We start from the raw sequence: 17,529 nt of genomic DNA, 5'->3' as shown, positions 1-17,529 counted from the left end.
AACAAGGGCTGCTTTGTTTTTGTTCAATGACCACGAAATGAATAAGATAGTAGTTAGTGCTGATAGTCAGGCAACAGTTCCGCCACATTACTAACGGCCTCGCACCCACCATCGATAAGCGATGCACAGATCTCGTGCGCCACAATCTTCCCTTTTAGCAGGATGTCCTGCCATGAAGCCGGCCGAACATCCTTCCTGCCTTTTGCCACCACAGCCAGCGCCAGGCCGATATCATGCGGCTCATAAAAAACATCGAGGTCCAAATTCACAAAGCCTCCTTCCGCCATGAAAGCAGGCGGGTGATCAAAGTTCGAACTTCTTCTAAACACAGCAGCATAGTCCCATTGATCATCCGGCACATCTTTCATTAACAGCTCCGTTGATGTGACCACCAGCTTCAATTGCGCTAAAAACAAGTACTGGTCTACAGGTTGTATTAACGAACGGACAGGTTCCGTAAATGCGGGCAATGGCGCAGGAGGAATATCAATTGATGTATCCCGTCTGAATCTGAATGGAAAAAAATGTTGCCACAGTACCACGACAATCATCGTTATACCCATAATGGGGCACAGCCAAAAGTTAAGCTCAAAATGTTTCAAATGGTATAGGAGACGTTCCATTCCTCAAAGATTAGAAAAAACAGCGGAAACATCTTCTTGTTTTACCAACTCTCATGTGATGGATATTTAAATCCAAACATGATAAGCGGGCTTAATACCTGATATGGTGGCGCTACTTTTGTGCAAAAATCGAAGAGACGGCCGAGGGCGTCTTCCTCTATCACTGATTCATTTGATGAATTACTGCCATCCCTAAAGTATATGGCAACAGGCAACACGATGCTAAAGTTCCTCTTAGCATAGAGTTTGGGGGCTATCTTTGCCCAATCTGCTTCCATCAGTATTTGTTCGCATGCCTGAAAGCCACTACGAAGACTATCTGATTCTTTTTCGGGGAAATAACGTACAGACTTCTTTCCATCAGCGACTGTATACACAATCGTCAATTGAGTGGCTTTAGCCGCTCGTCGGATTGAACGGGGAACACGTACATTCTTTGAGATCTTAACCATTAATGGTTTATAAAGGCTGTCTTCCTGTGCTTCCCCTGCAAATGGAAGCATGACCAGTAATAACAGTGATAGCAGGGTAGTAAGTTTGTACATATGCTGCAATATTTAAAGCCGGGTAACCTCGTCTGTTTTGTGATGTTCCTTTCTACGGAAATTCACAAACACCGGATCACAAACCCTGTAAGGCAGCGCAAGCGATGTCATATAACCGAAAAGCCTTTGGAGTATCGCCATCTCCTGTTTAACGGTTACCGGCGGATCATTCTCAAACCGGACAACAAAAGGTACCACAACACTGAAATCCCCCTTCACACTAAGGGAGGGAAATATTTTTGCCCAATCCGTCTGCATCAATACCCGCACAGGCGGCGAGAAATATTCATAAATACTGTCGGGGACCTCTCCAGGGATATAGCGGACCGTTTTCTCGCCATGGGACACCTCACACACCAGGGCGAGTTCGAACGGCCGACCATTCTGCTGAAATGTCGTTGAAAAACGTGGCGCCTGGCGAATAGCCTTTTGAAATTCAATGTATGCCGCACTATCAGTTTGCGCTTTTCCGGCAAAGGGCATCATCACAAAAAGCAGGAGAAAGCACCAGGGCTGCTTAAGCATATTCCATAACGTAGTAGGCTGAAACATGGGGCCTATCTGATTTGTTTAAAAAAGTTTACAAATACTATGTCTGATATCTGATAGGGAGGGTCTACCTTGTCCGTGAAATCAAAAAGCTTTCCGATAACCGCTTGCTCTTCCTCCTTTGTCATACCAGGACCATTGAGAAACCGGAAGACCATCGGTATCACGATACTGAAATTGTCTGCTGTTTTTAGCGCCGGATATATATCCTGCCATTTTGTTCTTTTAAGTACCCGTTCACATTCACTCAAATCGCGGGAAACGCTGTTGAGTACCTCATCCGGAAAATAACGTACCGTCTTCTTCCCGTTTGAAAAAGTATACACCATCGTCAGTTCAAACGGCTGTCCATATTCCAGGTAACCAAGAGACATACGTGGAGCGCGACTTATATCCCGCACAAATATTTTGTACGCAGCGCTGTCGAGCTGAGCTCTTCCTGCAAATGGCATCATGACAAAAACAAAGAAAAGAAACAGGGTAACAGGGGGCTGTTTAAACATATGCTACAATATTCGAGGTGAAAAGGCAAAGTACTCTGGCAGGAAGTTACTACATTGTACTGAGATAATTTTGCCGTGAAAGCACTTTCATTCCGGGGTTCTTTTGGGCCATTTGCAGCAAGGAAACACAAACAGGCGTCATGCACCGGGGTTGACCGGAGGATAACGCCTGCTTATGAATTATTCATGTAGAAACAGCGGGTTATTGCTGCATCACCTTGTCGAGATAGATAGTGAAAGTGCCTGACACCTTTACCTTCTTAGCACCGCAGAGGTCTGCGTTGTACATCGGTAATCGGCCGCTGTTGGCCAGCGCTTCCTTTATACAGTCGTCTGACTGCTTATCAGGGCCGTACGCTGCGTTATATCTAAACTGTCCTCTTAGCTTCAACAGGTTAGCGGTATCCTTTACTTCTGTTAAAGTCAGGTAAACCTTGCTGTTGGCTGCATTGACGTCAGTGTCATAATAGAGGAAATAAGACTGGCCGGCGTATTGGGTTTGGTTGTTGCCGCTCTTAACCGTCACTGAACCCGTAGCTGTTCCGGTCTGTTCAGCGCCGGCTTGCAGCTGCAGCTTCATCAGGCCGGTGGTAGCTTCCGTTTTCATACTACCATTGCCATCAGGTATAAAACCACCCACACCAAACCCTTCGAGGGAAGTTTTGGTAAACTTCAGCAGGGCCACTTCCACGTCTCTGCCCCGGGCTTCAATTTTCTGGTTAAACTCCCCTTCTATGGAAACGGAGATACTGTTCAGGTCAGCAGGATCGGCATCTTTTGACGTCTCTTTGTCTGATTTGCTGCATGCGGCCATCGTACAGGCCAATAGCGGTAGATAGATTTTTCTGTAAAACATGGTGCGCAAAAATAAGATTCTTTTTTTACCCCGCCAACCAGCCCAATGATAATCATAATATAACCTTCCCCGTATTTTAATTTGTCTTGTCCGACCCTATTTTTGATGGTCAGAAACAGTGCACCCGATATGACTATGCTACTTAACAAAGCTGAACTTGCGGCATTCGACAGTATCTACAGCCAGTACCACCAGGCTGTGTTCCTGAATATCTGTAAGCTGGTACCCCAGCAGGAAGTGGCCGAAGATATCCTGCAGGAGGTATTCCTGGCGCTGTGGAACAACCGCCGCAAGCTGGAACTGACCAACGATGTGGCACGCTGGCTGTTTGTCGTAAGCTATAACAAATCCATCCAATACCTGAAAAACGCCGCTAAAGAAAAGACCATACTGGCTACCCATCCCGAACAAGCGGTATCAACAGACGACGACAACTTTGCGGCCATGAAGGAGATGCAGCTCCACCTGATCAGCGATGCCATCGAACAACTGTCGCCCAGGAAAAAAATGATCTTCCGCCTTTGCCGCCTGGAAGGCAAGTCGCTCCAGGAAGCGGCTTCCATCCTTGGCATCTCCCACCATACGGCCAAGGAATACCTGAAAGCATCTTCCTCTTTTATTAAAACGTATATCGCTACACAACAGGCATCCTTACCTGTAGCGGGTTTGATCCTGCTGGGCACCTATCTCCATTAGTAATGCCCGTTAGTTAATAATTTGGTAACATACTCCCCTCCCCCCTCTTTCCCTTTTGTTGAGTTTTTATAGATGAACACATGGAACAGTTCTACTTACTATTAGAGAAATTCAAAAAAGGGCAGGCTAGCGCCGCAGACATCGCTCAACTGGAAGCCTGGATACAGCAAGGCGCAGACGAACCAGTGAAAGCAGCCATGCTGAATGCCTATCTGCAAAGCATTGCTGACCGGCAACAGGTGCTGCCTCCGGAAAAAACCGCCGCCATGTTGGACCGGCTACATACCGCCATAGCAGCAGAAGCGGCTACGCCGGCACGGAAACGGCCACTGAGAGCGATATTGCTTCCCCTGTCTGTTGCAGCCTCGGTATTGATCGTGGTGGGCGCTGTGTATCTGAAATACCAGTTGAACACTTCCGGGAGAAAAGCAGCGACGGCATCTATGACCAGCCATCAAATACACAATAATGGCAACGATATAAAAACGCTGGCACTGGCCGACGGATCTGTCATACACTTGTCGCCCAACAGCACGCTGAGCTGGAAAGATACCGTACAAACCTTGCGCAGGCTTACCTTACAGGGGAAAGCAGACTTTATCGTGCACGCAGATACGAAAAGGCCATTTATCGTGGAAGCTGCCGGCATCACTGTCACTGCCCTCGGCACCACTTTTACCGTCAACACGCAGACTGCCAACAAGGTGGCGGTAAAATTATCAGCCGGGAAAGTACAAATACATACAACAGACAATAACGAGGATGTTTGCCTGTTACCAGGAGAAGAGTATGCCATCAACACCATCACCCGGTCATTTGACATCAAAAAGTCCGGCAGTAGCGGAAAAGCACCTGGCAGCATAGCTCCGGAAGTCAACAACGTCGTGCTTTCCTTCAACAACGAACCGCTGGACCAGGCCATACGCACCCTGGCAACACACTTTAACACAACGGTGAGTTTCCGGCAGGAAGATGTCAATGCCTTGTATTTCACCGGGAAGGTACTGAAGAAAGACTCCCTGAAAAATATTCTGGCAGCCATATGTGCCATGAACCAGCTGGAGCTCAGGACCACAGGAGATAGCATCATTATCAGCAAATAAAAAAAAAACAGGCCGCTTTATCTATCTGACGCATGCTGCAGCATGTGCAGGGCCTCTCATTTGTAAAAAATCATACAAATACATTGTCATATGATCAGACTTTTAAGAAGGTACTCCCGTATTCTTTTATTGCTGCTATGTGCCGTGCACACCTATGCACAGGAAGCAGGCAAGCCCGTACTGGTGAAAGGAAGTGTGGTAAGTGAAAACGGCGAGCCGCTCATCGGTGTGTCCATTACCGTTAGACAACGGAACGGTAAGGAAACCTACAACGCCTCTACCAACGAACGTGGCGTATTTCAGTTGCAGGGCCTTAAAGCCGGTACGCAATATGACTTCGCATTTAGCTTCATCGGTTATGAAAACAACCGAGTAGATGGTTTCATCGTTAAAGCAGGAGACGGCAACCTGCTGCTCGTGCGGATGAAAGAATCCAGTCACGGGCTGAACGAGCTGGTAGTAGTAGGCTACGGCAGCCGCACCAGGAAAGAGCTGACCGGCGCAGTGGCTTCCGTCCGCTCAGCCGATCTGATGCAGCAGCCGGTCACCTCCTTTGACCAGGCCCTCGCCGGAAAAATGGCTGGCATACAAGTGATGCAGACCAACGGCGCTCCGGGAGGCAACGTGTCTATCCGCGTTCGCGGCGTGGGCTCCATCAGTGCAGGTAACAATCCGCTGTTTGTCATCGACGGCATGCCCGTTACCAATGACACCCGCAACGCCTCGCCCGGGCCTAACAGCTACCAGCAACCCGCCAACCCGCTGGCGTCTATCAATATCAATGACATTGCTTCCATTGACGTGCTGAAAGATGCTGCGTCAGCAGCCATCTATGGCTCCAGAGGCTCTACCGGCGTGGTGCTTATCCGCACCAAAAAAGGCACCGCCGGCAAACTGACCGTCAATTATGACGTCAACTACGGTCTTCAGAACGTCAACAAACATGTGGACGTACTAAACGCCTACGACTATGCCAAACTAGTATACGACGGCCACAATAACGCCTACCTGGACGCAGTGCCCGGTGGCAAACCCACAGACCCAAACAGCGTGCGCCCGAAAAACCCGTCTACCTGGGTGCCTCCACAGGTACTTCCCTATCTCGCCGGCGAGAAAGGGCTCACCAACACCGACTGGCAGAAGGAGATCTTCCGGCAGGCGCCCATGCAGAGCCATACCGTGAGCATCTATGGCGGCAGCGAAAACCTGTCCTATTATTTCTCCGGTAACTATCTCAACCAGGACGGCATCGTTATCAACAACAACTACAAACGTTACTCCAGCAGGTTCAGGATTGACGGCGGCAGCAAACGGTTTCGTTTTGGCGTAAACATGAACCCCTCCTTTACCGACAACCACCTCGTTAACGCCGAAGGTCCGTGGTTTGCGCCCAATTCCGGCGTAGTGGCCCTGGCGCTGGGATATGCGCCCATCTTCCCGGTACATAACCCCGACGGCACCTTCGCCGATTCTGTCAATGTATGGGGATATGGACAAACCAACCAGCTGAACCCCGTAGCCGTAGCTTCCCTGATCAAAGACCGTATGAAAAATTTCCGCCTGATGGCCAATGCCTATATGGAATACGAAATCCTCAGCGGCCTGAAATACAAAATCTCCGCCGGCGCAGACATCAATACTTTCCGCCGGGATTACTACCGCCCGTCTACCCTGCCTATTCCGTCAGGCACGCTGCCTTCCGTGGCGACAGGCTTTTCTAACACCGACCAATACACGAACTGGCTGATTGAACATACCGTGTCTTACGCGAAAAGCTTCGGAAAACATAAAATAGACGCGCTGGCCGGCTTTACTGCCCAGAAAGAAAACCAGGAACACAATACCCTCACCGCCATCAATTTCCCGACAGACATCGTCACTACGCTCAATGCCGGCCAGATCAACGCCGGCGCCTCTTCCCAGGAACAGTGGAGCCTGAACTCCTGGCTGGCAAGGGTACAATACAGTTACGGTGACAAATACTTCCTTACCGGTTCAGTGAGAAGGGATGGCTCTTCCCGCTTCGGCATCAACAAAAAATGGGCGTCTTTCCCTGCTATCTCCGCAGCATGGCAGGTATCCAACGAACCGTTTTTTAAAAACATCAATGCCATCAGTTCCCTGAAAATCAGGAGCAGCTACGGTCTTACCGGCAACTTCCAGATACCCAACTATGGCTCGCTGGCACAGCTGGCCAACTACAACGGCACCAACGCCACCAACAGCAATTATATCTTCGGCAATCAGACACTGGTGAACGGCGTTTCAGTAGTAACGCCCGCCAATCCGGACCTCACCTGGGAAAGCACCGCCAGCTTCGATGCCGGTGTGGAAATAGGATTCTTCAAGGACGCCCTGAACCTGACCGTTGACTACTATAATTCCAATACCACCAAACTGCTGCTGAACCTGCCGGTGCCAGGCATCTCCGGTTTCAGTACCTATCTGCAGAATATCGGCGCGCTGAACAACCGCGGCGTGGAGATCACCCTATCCTACAATAAAAAACTGGGTAAAGACTGGTCACTGGAAGGCAATGCCAACATCGCCTTCAACAAAAACAAAGTCACCCGCCTTGGCCCCTCCGGTGCACCTATCATCGCTACCGGCGGTACCGGCAACGCCTACTTCATCACTAAAATCGGAGAGACGATCGGTTCCTACTATCTGTACGTTACCGATGGCATCTACCGCGACAAAGCCGACCTGGACGGTTCCGCCAAAACCAGCAACCCAACCTATGTGGGCGATCTGAAATTCAAAGACATCAATAACGATGGTAAAATAGACGCCAACGACAGGACCATTGTCGGCAGCTTTCAGCCTAAGTACATTTTTGGTTTCAGCAATACCGTGCGCTACAAACAGCTCGACTTCAGCTTCTCCATACAGGGCAGCCAGGGTAATAAAATCCTGAACCTCTTCCGGCGCTACATCGCCAACGTAGAAGGCAATTTCAACAACCTCAGCTTCGTAAAAGACCATTATGTCTCTCCGGACAATATCGGCAACGGCTATATCAACAGGCCTAACCGCCTCGCTACCGGCGGCAACGGCATCACCTCTTCCTGGCATGTGGAAGACGGTTCTTTCGTGAGGGTACGGAACATAGCGCTGGGATATAATTTTCCCGCTGTCCTGCTGAGCAGGGTACATCTCTCTGCCGCGAGGATATACGGCGCCGTACAGAACCCGTTCACCTTCACCAAGTACTCCCTGTTCAACCCGGAGATCAGCAACCGTACCGACAATGCCCTGACCGCCGGAGAAGACTACGGCTCCTACCCGCTTGCACGTACATATTCTCTTGGCCTTAACATCACCTTTTAACGAACTATCATGAAAAAGCAACTATTATATTTACCGGCACTTTTTTTTCTGTTAAGCTCCTGTGGCAAAGACTTTCTGAACCTGACACCGCCATCGGCCATCTCTCCCGGGAAGTTCTTCAAAACGCAGGACGACGCCATTACCGCCGTCAACGGCTGTTATGAGTCGCTGGCACTGAGCAGTCAATACGGCAACACCTTCCAGGTGTTAATGGAAGCCAGGGCCGACAACTTCACCGACCAGGACCCATCCTCAAATGCCGGCCAGAACTACCAGATCAACCGGTATTCCGACAACCCCGGCAATACCAACTTCTACAACACCTGGGTTGGCGTATACAATGGTATCTTTCGCTGTAACACCTTGCTGGGCAACATCGACGGTATCAAAATGGACGAGACGTTGAAAAACCGTATCAAAGCAGAAGCGAGGTTTATCCGTGCCCTGGATTACTTTAACCTGGTGCGGCTCTGGGGAGGCGTACCGGTATTGACCACTGTCGTAGATCCTATCAGTGCCGTCAACCAGAAAAGAGATGATGTAGCCGCTGCTTACAAGTTGATAGAAGACGATCTTACTTTTGCCGCCGCCAATCTGCCGGCCACCTATCCGGCCAATGACCTGGGACGCATTACCGCCGGCGCCGCCAAAGGCCTGCTGGGAAAAGTATATCTCTACGAAAAAAAATACGGTAACGCACAAACGGTATTACAGGATGTCATTGACTCCAAAGTGTTTTCCCTGCTGCCTGCCGTAGCAGATGTGTTTAATACCGGCAATAAATACAATGCGGAAATCGTCTTCGCTGTCCGTTACGCCAAAGGTGTAGCTAACCAGGACCACGGCTTCTGGTACGCCAATTCACAGGTGATCACCGTCGATACCACGCTGACAAAAGCCTACGACGCCAACGACCTGCGCAAGCCGCTCGTAGACCCGGTAAAACCTACCGGTAACGCCAATATCATGCCGCGCAAGTTCCTCGATCAGCCGGTCAACGGTAACGCCGGCAACGACTTCCCGGTGCTGCGTTTTGCGGACATCCTGCTGTTACAGGCAGAGGTATTAAATGAACTCGGATACGCCACCAACGGCAACGCCTTTACCTATCTTAACAATGTGCGTACCCGTGCCGGTCTCGCTGCCCTTACTGCCGCAGACCTGCCGGACCAGGCCAGTTTCCGCGCGGAAGTGTATAAACAGCGCCGGCTGGAGCTGCCTTTTGAATGCGACCGCTGGTTTGATCTGGTACGGACTAATCGCGCCATTTCAGAAGTGCTTGCGAATAAAAAGGTGAATCTGCCGGCGTTCCGGTTGTTGTATCCGATACCGCAGCAGGAGGTGGATATTATGGGATTTGCGCAGAATCCGGGGTATTAGAGCGTGGGGTTAAAAGGAAATGCCTTAGTGATAGTTAATGGATCACTAAGGCATTTCCATCATCTTTCTTTAATACCATCAGGTATTAACCTGATTTCGTTAGAAGAGCCCGTTGTATCTAAGGTAATTTTATAACCAAACACTTCTTCATCTATCTGTTTTGTAAATACCATACTTTTAGATGGCCCAAGAACCCTCAGAATAACATTATGGTTATCGAGGCTTACATTCAGAATAGTCCATGTTGCTTTAAAAATCTCTTTCTTATGACCATTTTTTTCCACCACTACAAAATCGGGGCTATTGTTGGAGATGTAGCTATAGTAATACCATTTTATAGTGATGTCTTTATTGTTAATCTGTTTTCGCACAAATTTAGGTTCCTCCTGGTTACAGCTTAAGAGGAAACTGAGCAGTGGTATAAACATTAATATTTTCATACATTTAGATTAGTCCACCTGCTATTTGACAACAGCCACTTTCGGCTTTGCTGTTGTCTCATCTTTACCCCATAAATATTGCGTCGCATCTTTCGATGTTCCAAAATACAGCGCTCCATGGATCTGCTGGACTCACCTTAAACCCAGGGTAAGCAACTTCTTCAACCAATTCTCTAACCACACTGGTTTCTGAACTGGTTAGTGCTTTTCGCCCACCTAAAGTGGCTTCCTTGACAAGGGCATCCAAAGCGGGCTGATCTTCCATCAGTCTCAGAGCTGAATACAGCCACACTTAACCGCATTCAGGATATAAACAAACTTTCTCCCAAAGACAAAGAACTCGTATATGAGTTCCTTGATTCTTTCATTGCTAACAGAAAAATAAAAAACGTTTTACAATAAATAAAGCATCCAGAGGCGTTGTCTCTGAATGCTTTTAAATCATAGGGGTTATGGAAACTTAGGCTTTTTCTTCCTTCTTTCAATAGCACTAATTAATTTTGAAATCTCTTTACCTATCTTTTTATCAACTTGATCTTGCTTTGATTGCAAAAATGGTATATCATCTATAGAACCATATTTACTAAACACCTTGAACCAAATTGGCATAGGATACTTTTCAAATATCAACTTAAGAAACGCTGTCAAGTCTTCTGCGCTTTTAAACCCTCCTTTCAGCGGCAACCCCAAAAGCAACATATTCCGCTCAAAAGCATATCCATGATTTAAAAATTGAGCTCTAAGCCATTCTGATATATCGAAGGTAGGGGCATAGACCAAAACGGTCCCAGGACCACTCTTCATCGAACTATTAATGAAATCGCTTTCAAATAAATTAATAATAACTGTTGGATCAAAGGGCTCTCTAGCACTTATTAATGACCTTACCAATATATCTCCAGCCCCGATATGCTCCTTATAAATATCAGGTAACCATCTTAATATTATGGCTACTTCTTCTGGTTCAAGCTCTTTCTTCTTGAAAATATAATTGACATCGTGATATTTGAACCCCGCTGCTTCAAGTTCCTTTAATAATTCCTTTTGAATTTGTCCCATATGCAATAATTTACTATGTTCCCGGAATTGTCTTTCTTCTGACATTCCCATTCTTAATCTCTTCCTGCAATTGCCTGGATACTTTCGTATCCGATCTTAACCATAACATAAATTTCCTGCCTCCATCTTTTGCATACTGAATGGCATCTTTTAATTGCGTACTAAGGTACTGATAGCCTACATTTTTTGTTTCATGCAATTGAGTGATTGTAGATTTATCAGCAATTCTATCTTTTCCTGATATTGGGTCTACATATGTCTCTTTTTGCCCTCCTTTATCTGACCCAGTCGCTGCTTCACCTTGAGACCCTGTACGATTGGGCGCGGCTCCTCCTTTTGCCAAAACAACATTACTTATGTTTATAGCTAAACCCTCTGAAGCTCCTACTGAGACACCATTTGCTAATGCTAATGCGGCGCTTTCACCAGGTAAACCTCCTCCTGGCATTGGAAGAGGGAGGGTGGAGCCAACAGTAGTTGCAGCATTATATTGATCTGCCTGGGACCCAGACAACCCGATGGATTCAGCGGATGTCCTTCCTCCTCCAGCAGCATTCAAGATCCCTGCTGCCGCGACAGCAGTACGCCCTAAAAGTTCGACAACAAAATTTCCAACAGGTCGCAAAATTGCTTTTACATATTCCGCTTGCTTTTGACCAGCTGTCCACATAATAGGGGTCCCGCCTCCTAAAGGCTCATCTCCTAAAAAGTCAAGAAACCTGATCGGGTTATCATAATTAGAGGCATACGGCGACCATGCCTCCATATTATCTATTTTCGGGTCTATCTGGTTCCACCTTCCTATCTGCGGATCAAGATTCCTAAACTGAGCATCATATATATCCAGGTCTAACTCACTCGTAAACTCAATCCCGTTATACTTCTTCCTGTTCTCCGGGTAATTCGCGCTCTTCAACGCATTCGAACTAATCCCCGCCATCGTTAACCCAAATGGATAATAATGCGTCTCCTCTAGAGACGGTACAGGAACTATTTAAGTGGGAAATACCATTTAGAATGTTGAATATCTATATAAAAATTTCCTTTTTCCAGTTCAAATATCTTAAGGGAATAGGGCTGCAAAATGCATTGCCCATCCTTAAGAATATATGTTTTCACCTCATTATTTTGATAATTCTCCCATTTTGCGAATTCTAAATTCCCGTCTAAATTAAAGTCTCCAATACAAATTGGCGCTTGGTAGCTTTCATCATTGTTATTCAAGGTAACCAACCCATAAATCTTAATGTGACTCAAATCAGTAATATCACATAATAAAATATACCACGGCTGTAAACCAGTACCATTAAAATCAGGTCTTTCGAACTGCATTGAGATAAATTTTTTGCTGTTATAGCTCAGTTCATAAATAGCCGACATTTCTAATCTTAGTGGTCTTTCATTAATCGGATTACTAAAGATTGAATCAATAAGATAAGTTTTTCCTTTAAGTTGGATCCTGTCTTTTTCCACAATCCCTTTTTCGTCAAACCAATTCAGAGAATGTTGATATAGTGTTATTTTTAGTGGCGTTTTACTTTCTTTTGATATTCTCAATGTATTGGGAGTATTAGAACCTGGCCTAATTACTTTTGTATTAGTAATAAACTTTGGCAGAACCACTTTTTTAAATGGCAATAATTTTCGTTGTAGTGTGCCATAAGAAAAAAATAACGAATCATTCCCCCTTTTTCCGTTCGCGATGACAGAGTTGGTTGGATAAAAATATGACACTATGATACAGAACACTAGGGCTATAATACTATAATGCACCTTGTGCATCTCTCCATTTTTTCTCATATTTAGTAGGATATTTTTTATTTAAATACTCGCTGGAAAATTTTCGATACACAGAAGTTCTTCCAGCACCAGCATTAAAGCTAGTTATCGTAGAAAACTTCTTCACTCCCATTGATGTTTCACTTTTACGTGCATCAAGATATGATTGCAATCCTTTTGTCGAAGTTGATCTCCATTCTACAGCCCCTTTAGTTGGGTCGGCAGGGTGATACCCCCCAGATAGCAGAGATTTATTTGATGGATCCCTTGTATCAGCATTAATAACCGCAGCTACTGCCGCTTTCTCATTCTTATTAAAGCTTCCAGGATTGCTCCTATCTTGCCCGAATTCCCTTGCTAGTGAGTTATTATTAATGCTCGCAGACGGCGAGAAATACTGTTCTGGCTTAATATCTTTATTTCCATCTGCCATCATAGCATCCATAAACTTATATTCGCCGGGAAAGCTATTAACATTCCGCAGTAAATCTTCCTTATTCTGGATCGTATGAGCAGTTGCCAGGTAAGTTTCCGGACCTCCTTCACCATAAACAAGATTAGCCCTGCCTAACAAGTCGCTGTTCGAAAGTGTAAGTTGCTTCGCATTTGTAAAGCTGTTTCCTGATTTCCCATCAGCGACATATGCCAAACCATCATTAATACCATCATTTCCTAAATATGATCCATCTTTTCCATAATAGTCACCTTCTATCATTCCATCTAAGTCAATAAATCTTATGGGATTATCCAGACCATATCTATATGGACTCCATCTTCTTGCTTGCTCTGTTAGAGGGTCTATTACATGCCACCTCCCTATCTGTGCATCATACATCCTCGCTCCATAGTCATACCACTCCAACCCTGCCCCATCTCCGAACTCTTTACTCTGTAGCTCTTTCCCGTTGTATTTCAGGCGATTTTCAGCGTAGTTGCTTCCCTTCAACGCATTTGAAGATATCCCACTCATTGTCAAACCAAACGGATAATAATGCGTCTCTTCTACAACCGGCCCGCTGGCTTGTGAAACCACTAAGTTATCAAAGAACACTTCCTGCGCACTTTCGTTACTGGTATAAACATACAAAAATCCGCTCTTTTTCATCACCATTTTATCTTGTGAAAGCGTCTGCAACTGGTCTGGCTCTGCCTTCACCTGCTTCACACCACTGTTTTCTTCCACCATTTTAAACTGGTCATCAAATAGAACGTAGTTCAGATAAGCTTTGGGCTTACAATGTTGCTGATCCGGATTTTTTTCTTTCAGCTGACGGTAATCGTTATTATAAAAATTAGCGTTAAATGGCGTACTATTTACAGGCGCTGCGCTACCATGCACAGCATCAGCAGCAGCGGAGCCTCCAAAGGCAGCGATGAGGTCCGCTACCATATTCTCCGCCGGTACAACAGGGCTATACTTGTTAACCGGGCCATTGGATTTGTAAAATGCCTTGCTACTCAACTGGATCGTATCCCCTGCCATGACCCTTAACACCAGCGAAGGCCCTATCTTCTTACCGTTGCCGGTAGCTGTCAGTTTGGCCACAGATTCATTCTTTCCGGCACTTTCATCTGCAGGATAGCCTACCGGTTTGTTGCTCCGGGTATTGTCAATATTACTGAACAGCTGGTTTTCTTTGGCCGCATTGGGCGTCTCCATGGTAGCTGCATACATGGACAGGTTTGTCTGTTCTCTCAGCACCAGCCGAGTGTTACCTAAATGGTCTTTTACAAAATAGTCGTATACAAAATCAGGCGCCTGACCGGCCTGATAAACAGTCCGTATCCTGCCCTCTTCATGTCCGGCAAAACGCAGGCTGTCATTTTCGTATACGAAACCGCCCAGATAGTCTGTCGTGGTGACTTTAGCAACTCCGCTGGTGTTATCGGTAACAACCTTGCGTACCTTCGCACCGGCAGCGTCATATACAAAACGGATATTTCCCTTACCCGTAATCGTTATCAATTCAGGCAGGTTGAGATGATTATAGCTGATGGAGGCAATCTGCTTATTCTCATCGTGAACGAGGTTACCGGCGCCGTCGTAGCTGTAATCAGTACCATCTGCCTGGCTGTCGGTAAAATCTCCGAGGCCCGTTTTGGCCCTTACCGCATCGTATACGGACTGCAGCTGGTTACTATTGGCATTGTAGCGATAGCTCAGCTGGTCCACGTTACCGGGCGCATTGTTCAGCTGGCCTCGCTGATTCATGCTCAACAGGTTACCATTGGCATCATAACTGATGTTTGCTACTGTAAAGTCTACCGTACTGTTTAACCAGTTGCCGCCACTGATCTGGGAGAAAGCCGCTCCTTTTAAACGGTTGACCTGATCATAGGTAAACCCATAAGCCCGTTGGGTGGTATCGTTCCAGCCTTTCCAACGGATGCCGGCGATATTGCCGTTAAACGCCTGGCTGGTGAAGCCATAGTCATAGTTCAGCTCCTGGCCAAAGTGTGCGCCGCCCGTGCCGCTTTGCAGGTATTCCTTGCTGATGCTGCGCAACCAGCCACGAAGGTTATAATCGAAGGTCTGCTTTTCCAACGGAACACCACCACCGGCAATGCCCAGTTCTTTTAGTTCCAGCTGGCCAATGGCATCATAGCTGTTTCTGGCTACCGTGCGAAGTAGGCCGGGATTATCGTTCAACTGTTTATTGATGGCCTTCACCCTTCCCTGCGCATCATAAAACATAGTGGTGAGCACTGTGGTTTGCGGTGTAACACCGCTCCGGGTGTTTGTATGCCGCTGATAAGTGCTGACTACTTTTCCGGTAAAATCATAGCGGGTGGTGATCACGTCCGTACCTCCGGTCGCATTATCCGATAGTATCTGGCTTACCCGCCCTTTGTCGTTATAATAGCTGGTGGTGGTCAGCCAGGTATCCGTGCCCAGTATGCGGATACGCGTGCCCGTTACCAGGCCTTTAGTAAGATTGCCTACGGTTACGGGCTCCACGTACAGATTACCGGAGTCGGACGGTTTACCAAAATCGCTGCTCAGGGATGGTTTAGCTCCCTGGTAGTCGTATTTATCGTAAAAGGTAAAAGTCAATGGTGTCAGCGTACCACTGCTAAAAATGTCCGGTAACGGATTGGAGACGACCATGTTCACCCCACCGTTATTCATAGAAGGGTTAATGTTGATATCGGCATCTGCACCATTACCCGTATCGAAACCGTTTTCCAGCGTCACCGAATTAGTAGCTTCATAGAGGCTACGGTCATGATAAGCTACCGTCAGGTCTGCTATCCCCGGGAAAACATAGCTACTGTTGCCTGTATTGGCAATTGCACCATTCATCTGCGCCTGTAAAGCCTCCCGGGAGATATCCCTGTTGTAAAGCGCTGTCTCCACCGGGCGGTTCAGATCATCATAAAAGGTCACCAACCACTGGTTCAACGCTCGCTGGTTGGCATCCCTGGTAAATACCAATCGGTCACGCACGTCATACACCATTTCTACTACACCCGCACCAGGGACCTTTTTAGTAATCATCCGGTTTCTGCCATCGTAGCTATATTGAAAACACAAGCCATCAGCGATAGCGGCTGTATTCCAGCTACCGATGATCTTCTCCACGCCCAACGGCGGGATCACAAAACGCAGGTTATTCAGGTCGTCATAGATATAATAGGTACACAGCCATCCCATATGGGCCGTACCGGCATTGCCGGCTGCCCGGACTTTTTTAAGTACCACCCGGCCGGATTTGTCTTTATATTCCGCCACCTGGCCACCGTCTTCATCTGTTGTCACTGTTACAGATAACTGTCCGGCAGCATACGCACCCGGACTGACAGGGTTTCCGGCGGCATCTATGTTCCAGATACGCACAGAGTCGGCGACTGTGTTAACGAGGTATTGAAGCGTTACTGGTTTGGTCGCCCAGCTGTTGCCCGGAGCGTAAGTTTTCAGCACCCGGCTCAACGGGGAGGCTTCAAATTCTGTCTGGCTGTAAAATATCCGTTCTCCGGTATACTTACCGGAGTTCCGGTAAAACTGGTCCTGGTCACCAAAGGCCGTCGTTTTGAACTTACCATCAGTGGCGGCTCCCGTGTAGGGCAGATACTTGAACTGTTCCCGCCCAAAGGCATCATATATCACTGGAGTTATCATGTCTCCGCCTTTACCACCCATATCTTTGGCCACCGTCTGCAAAGGCCGCCCAAGTCCGTCAAAGTACTGCGTAGCCTGTCTTACATCGGCTGTCGGATTTGTCTGGGCCATTACTGCAGCGGGGTCTGTCAGTGGTTTGGCTGGCTCCCAGGTCCGGATATAGTTGACCGATGTATTCGTATAGGCTCCGGGGATGTTTACAGGCGTCGCTGCAGGCAATCCACCGCCACCAGGCTGCTGGCCTGAAACTATCTGGCTACCGGATAATATGGCTGTAAACAATAAAAACGCAGAAATTTGGATGATGCTACGTTGAGTTCTTTCTCTCATAGGTATTATTCTTGGGCAACAGTTGAAAACGGGATCTCAGAGGCTAAAAATATAAAATATTATCCAATTAGGGAATCTGAAATATTAATAGCTTTTATGGGTGAATCCCATTCTTTTTAGTTAGACAACTTTCCGGTTTAACAGACCATAGAATAGATTTTAACAGGAAAACCCTGGCGAGGATGATCATCGCCAGGGCTTTTTTTAATAAAAGTA

General features: G+C 47.0%; 14 protein-coding genes. 4 read left to right on the top strand and 10 right to left on the bottom strand.

Going from position 1 to position 17,529, the window contains the following annotated elements:
* Positions 1-53 precede the first annotated feature (53 nt).
* From HGH92_RS24580 to HGH92_RS24560, 5 genes are all read right to left on the bottom strand, one after another.
* The gene (locus tag HGH92_RS24580; RefSeq protein WP_168873467.1) at positions 54-623 is read right to left on the bottom strand and encodes a hypothetical protein; all 570 of its coding nucleotides are present in this window, start codon (positions 621-623) and stop codon (positions 54-56) included.
* 41 nt (positions 624-664) lie between these two features.
* Positions 665-1,168 (bottom strand): hypothetical protein, encoded by a 504-nt coding sequence (locus tag HGH92_RS24575; protein WP_168873466.1) that lies wholly within the window; start codon positions 1,166-1,168, stop codon positions 665-667.
* Positions 1,169-1,180: 12 nt separating this feature from the next.
* The gene (locus HGH92_RS24570) at positions 1,181-1,720 is read right to left on the bottom strand and encodes a hypothetical protein (RefSeq protein WP_168873465.1); all 540 of its coding nucleotides are present in this window, start codon (positions 1,718-1,720) and stop codon (positions 1,181-1,183) included.
* A 5-nt stretch (positions 1,721-1,725) separates the two neighbouring features.
* Positions 1,726-2,220: a hypothetical protein gene (locus tag HGH92_RS24565; RefSeq protein ID WP_168873464.1), complete on the bottom strand. Its 495-nt coding sequence runs from the start codon at positions 2,218-2,220 to the stop codon at positions 1,726-1,728.
* A gap of 202 nt (positions 2,221-2,422) precedes the next feature.
* The gene (locus HGH92_RS24560; RefSeq protein ID WP_168873463.1) at positions 2,423-3,076 is read right to left on the bottom strand and encodes a hypothetical protein; all 654 of its coding nucleotides are present in this window, start codon (positions 3,074-3,076) and stop codon (positions 2,423-2,425) included.
* A gap of 129 nt (positions 3,077-3,205) precedes the next feature.
* Here HGH92_RS24560 and HGH92_RS24555 point away from each other — a divergent pair, with 129 nt between their 5' ends.
* The 4 genes from HGH92_RS24555 (at position 3,206) to HGH92_RS24540 (ending at position 9,585) form a co-directional block, all read left to right on the top strand.
* A complete protein-coding gene (locus HGH92_RS24555) occupies positions 3,206-3,772 on the top strand; it encodes an RNA polymerase sigma factor (protein WP_168873462.1) in 567 nt (188 codons plus the stop codon).
* 80 nt (positions 3,773-3,852) lie between these two features.
* Positions 3,853-4,875, top strand: a complete 1,023-nt coding sequence (locus HGH92_RS24550) for a FecR family protein (RefSeq protein WP_168873461.1) — start codon at positions 3,853-3,855, stop codon at positions 4,873-4,875.
* Between the two features lie 90 nt (positions 4,876-4,965).
* The gene (locus HGH92_RS24545; protein ID WP_168873460.1) at positions 4,966-8,205 is read left to right on the top strand and encodes a SusC/RagA family TonB-linked outer membrane protein; all 3,240 of its coding nucleotides are present in this window, start codon (positions 4,966-4,968) and stop codon (positions 8,203-8,205) included.
* 9 nt (positions 8,206-8,214) lie between these two features.
* Positions 8,215-9,585 (top strand): RagB/SusD family nutrient uptake outer membrane protein, encoded by a 1,371-nt coding sequence (locus HGH92_RS24540; RefSeq protein ID WP_168873459.1) that lies wholly within the window; start codon positions 8,215-8,217, stop codon positions 9,583-9,585.
* A gap of 59 nt (positions 9,586-9,644) precedes the next feature.
* Here the strand turns inward: HGH92_RS24540 and HGH92_RS24535 are convergent, their stop codons facing one another.
* From HGH92_RS24535 to HGH92_RS24515, 5 genes are all read right to left on the bottom strand, one after another.
* Complete coding sequence (locus tag HGH92_RS24535; protein ID WP_168873458.1) at positions 9,645-10,025, bottom strand: hypothetical protein; 381 nt, start codon at positions 10,023-10,025, stop codon at positions 9,645-9,647.
* A 450-nt stretch (positions 10,026-10,475) separates the two neighbouring features.
* Positions 10,476-11,084: a hypothetical protein gene (locus HGH92_RS24530; protein WP_168873457.1), complete on the bottom strand. Its 609-nt coding sequence runs from the start codon at positions 11,082-11,084 to the stop codon at positions 10,476-10,478.
* Between the two features lie 13 nt (positions 11,085-11,097).
* On the bottom strand, positions 11,098-12,078 hold the full coding sequence (locus tag HGH92_RS34230) for a putative toxin (protein WP_317166456.1): 981 nt from the start codon (positions 12,076-12,078) through the stop codon (positions 11,098-11,100).
* Entirely contained in the window at positions 12,075-12,884 is an 810-nt protein-coding gene (locus tag HGH92_RS24520) for a hypothetical protein (protein ID WP_168873455.1), read from the bottom strand. The genes HGH92_RS34230 and HGH92_RS24520 overlap by 4 nt, the downstream gene beginning before the upstream one ends.
* Positions 12,847-17,313, bottom strand: a complete 4,467-nt coding sequence (locus HGH92_RS24515) for a DUF6443 domain-containing protein (protein ID WP_211092736.1) — start codon at positions 17,311-17,313, stop codon at positions 12,847-12,849. The genes HGH92_RS24520 and HGH92_RS24515 overlap by 38 nt, the downstream gene beginning before the upstream one ends.
* Positions 17,314-17,529 lie beyond the last annotated feature (216 nt).

The organism is Chitinophaga varians (assembly GCF_012641275.1).
Lineage (GTDB): Bacteria > Bacteroidota > Bacteroidia > Chitinophagales > Chitinophagaceae > Chitinophaga > Chitinophaga varians_A.
Note: the sequence above shows the minus strand (reverse complement) of the source record. Positions and strands in the feature narration are given on the sequence as shown.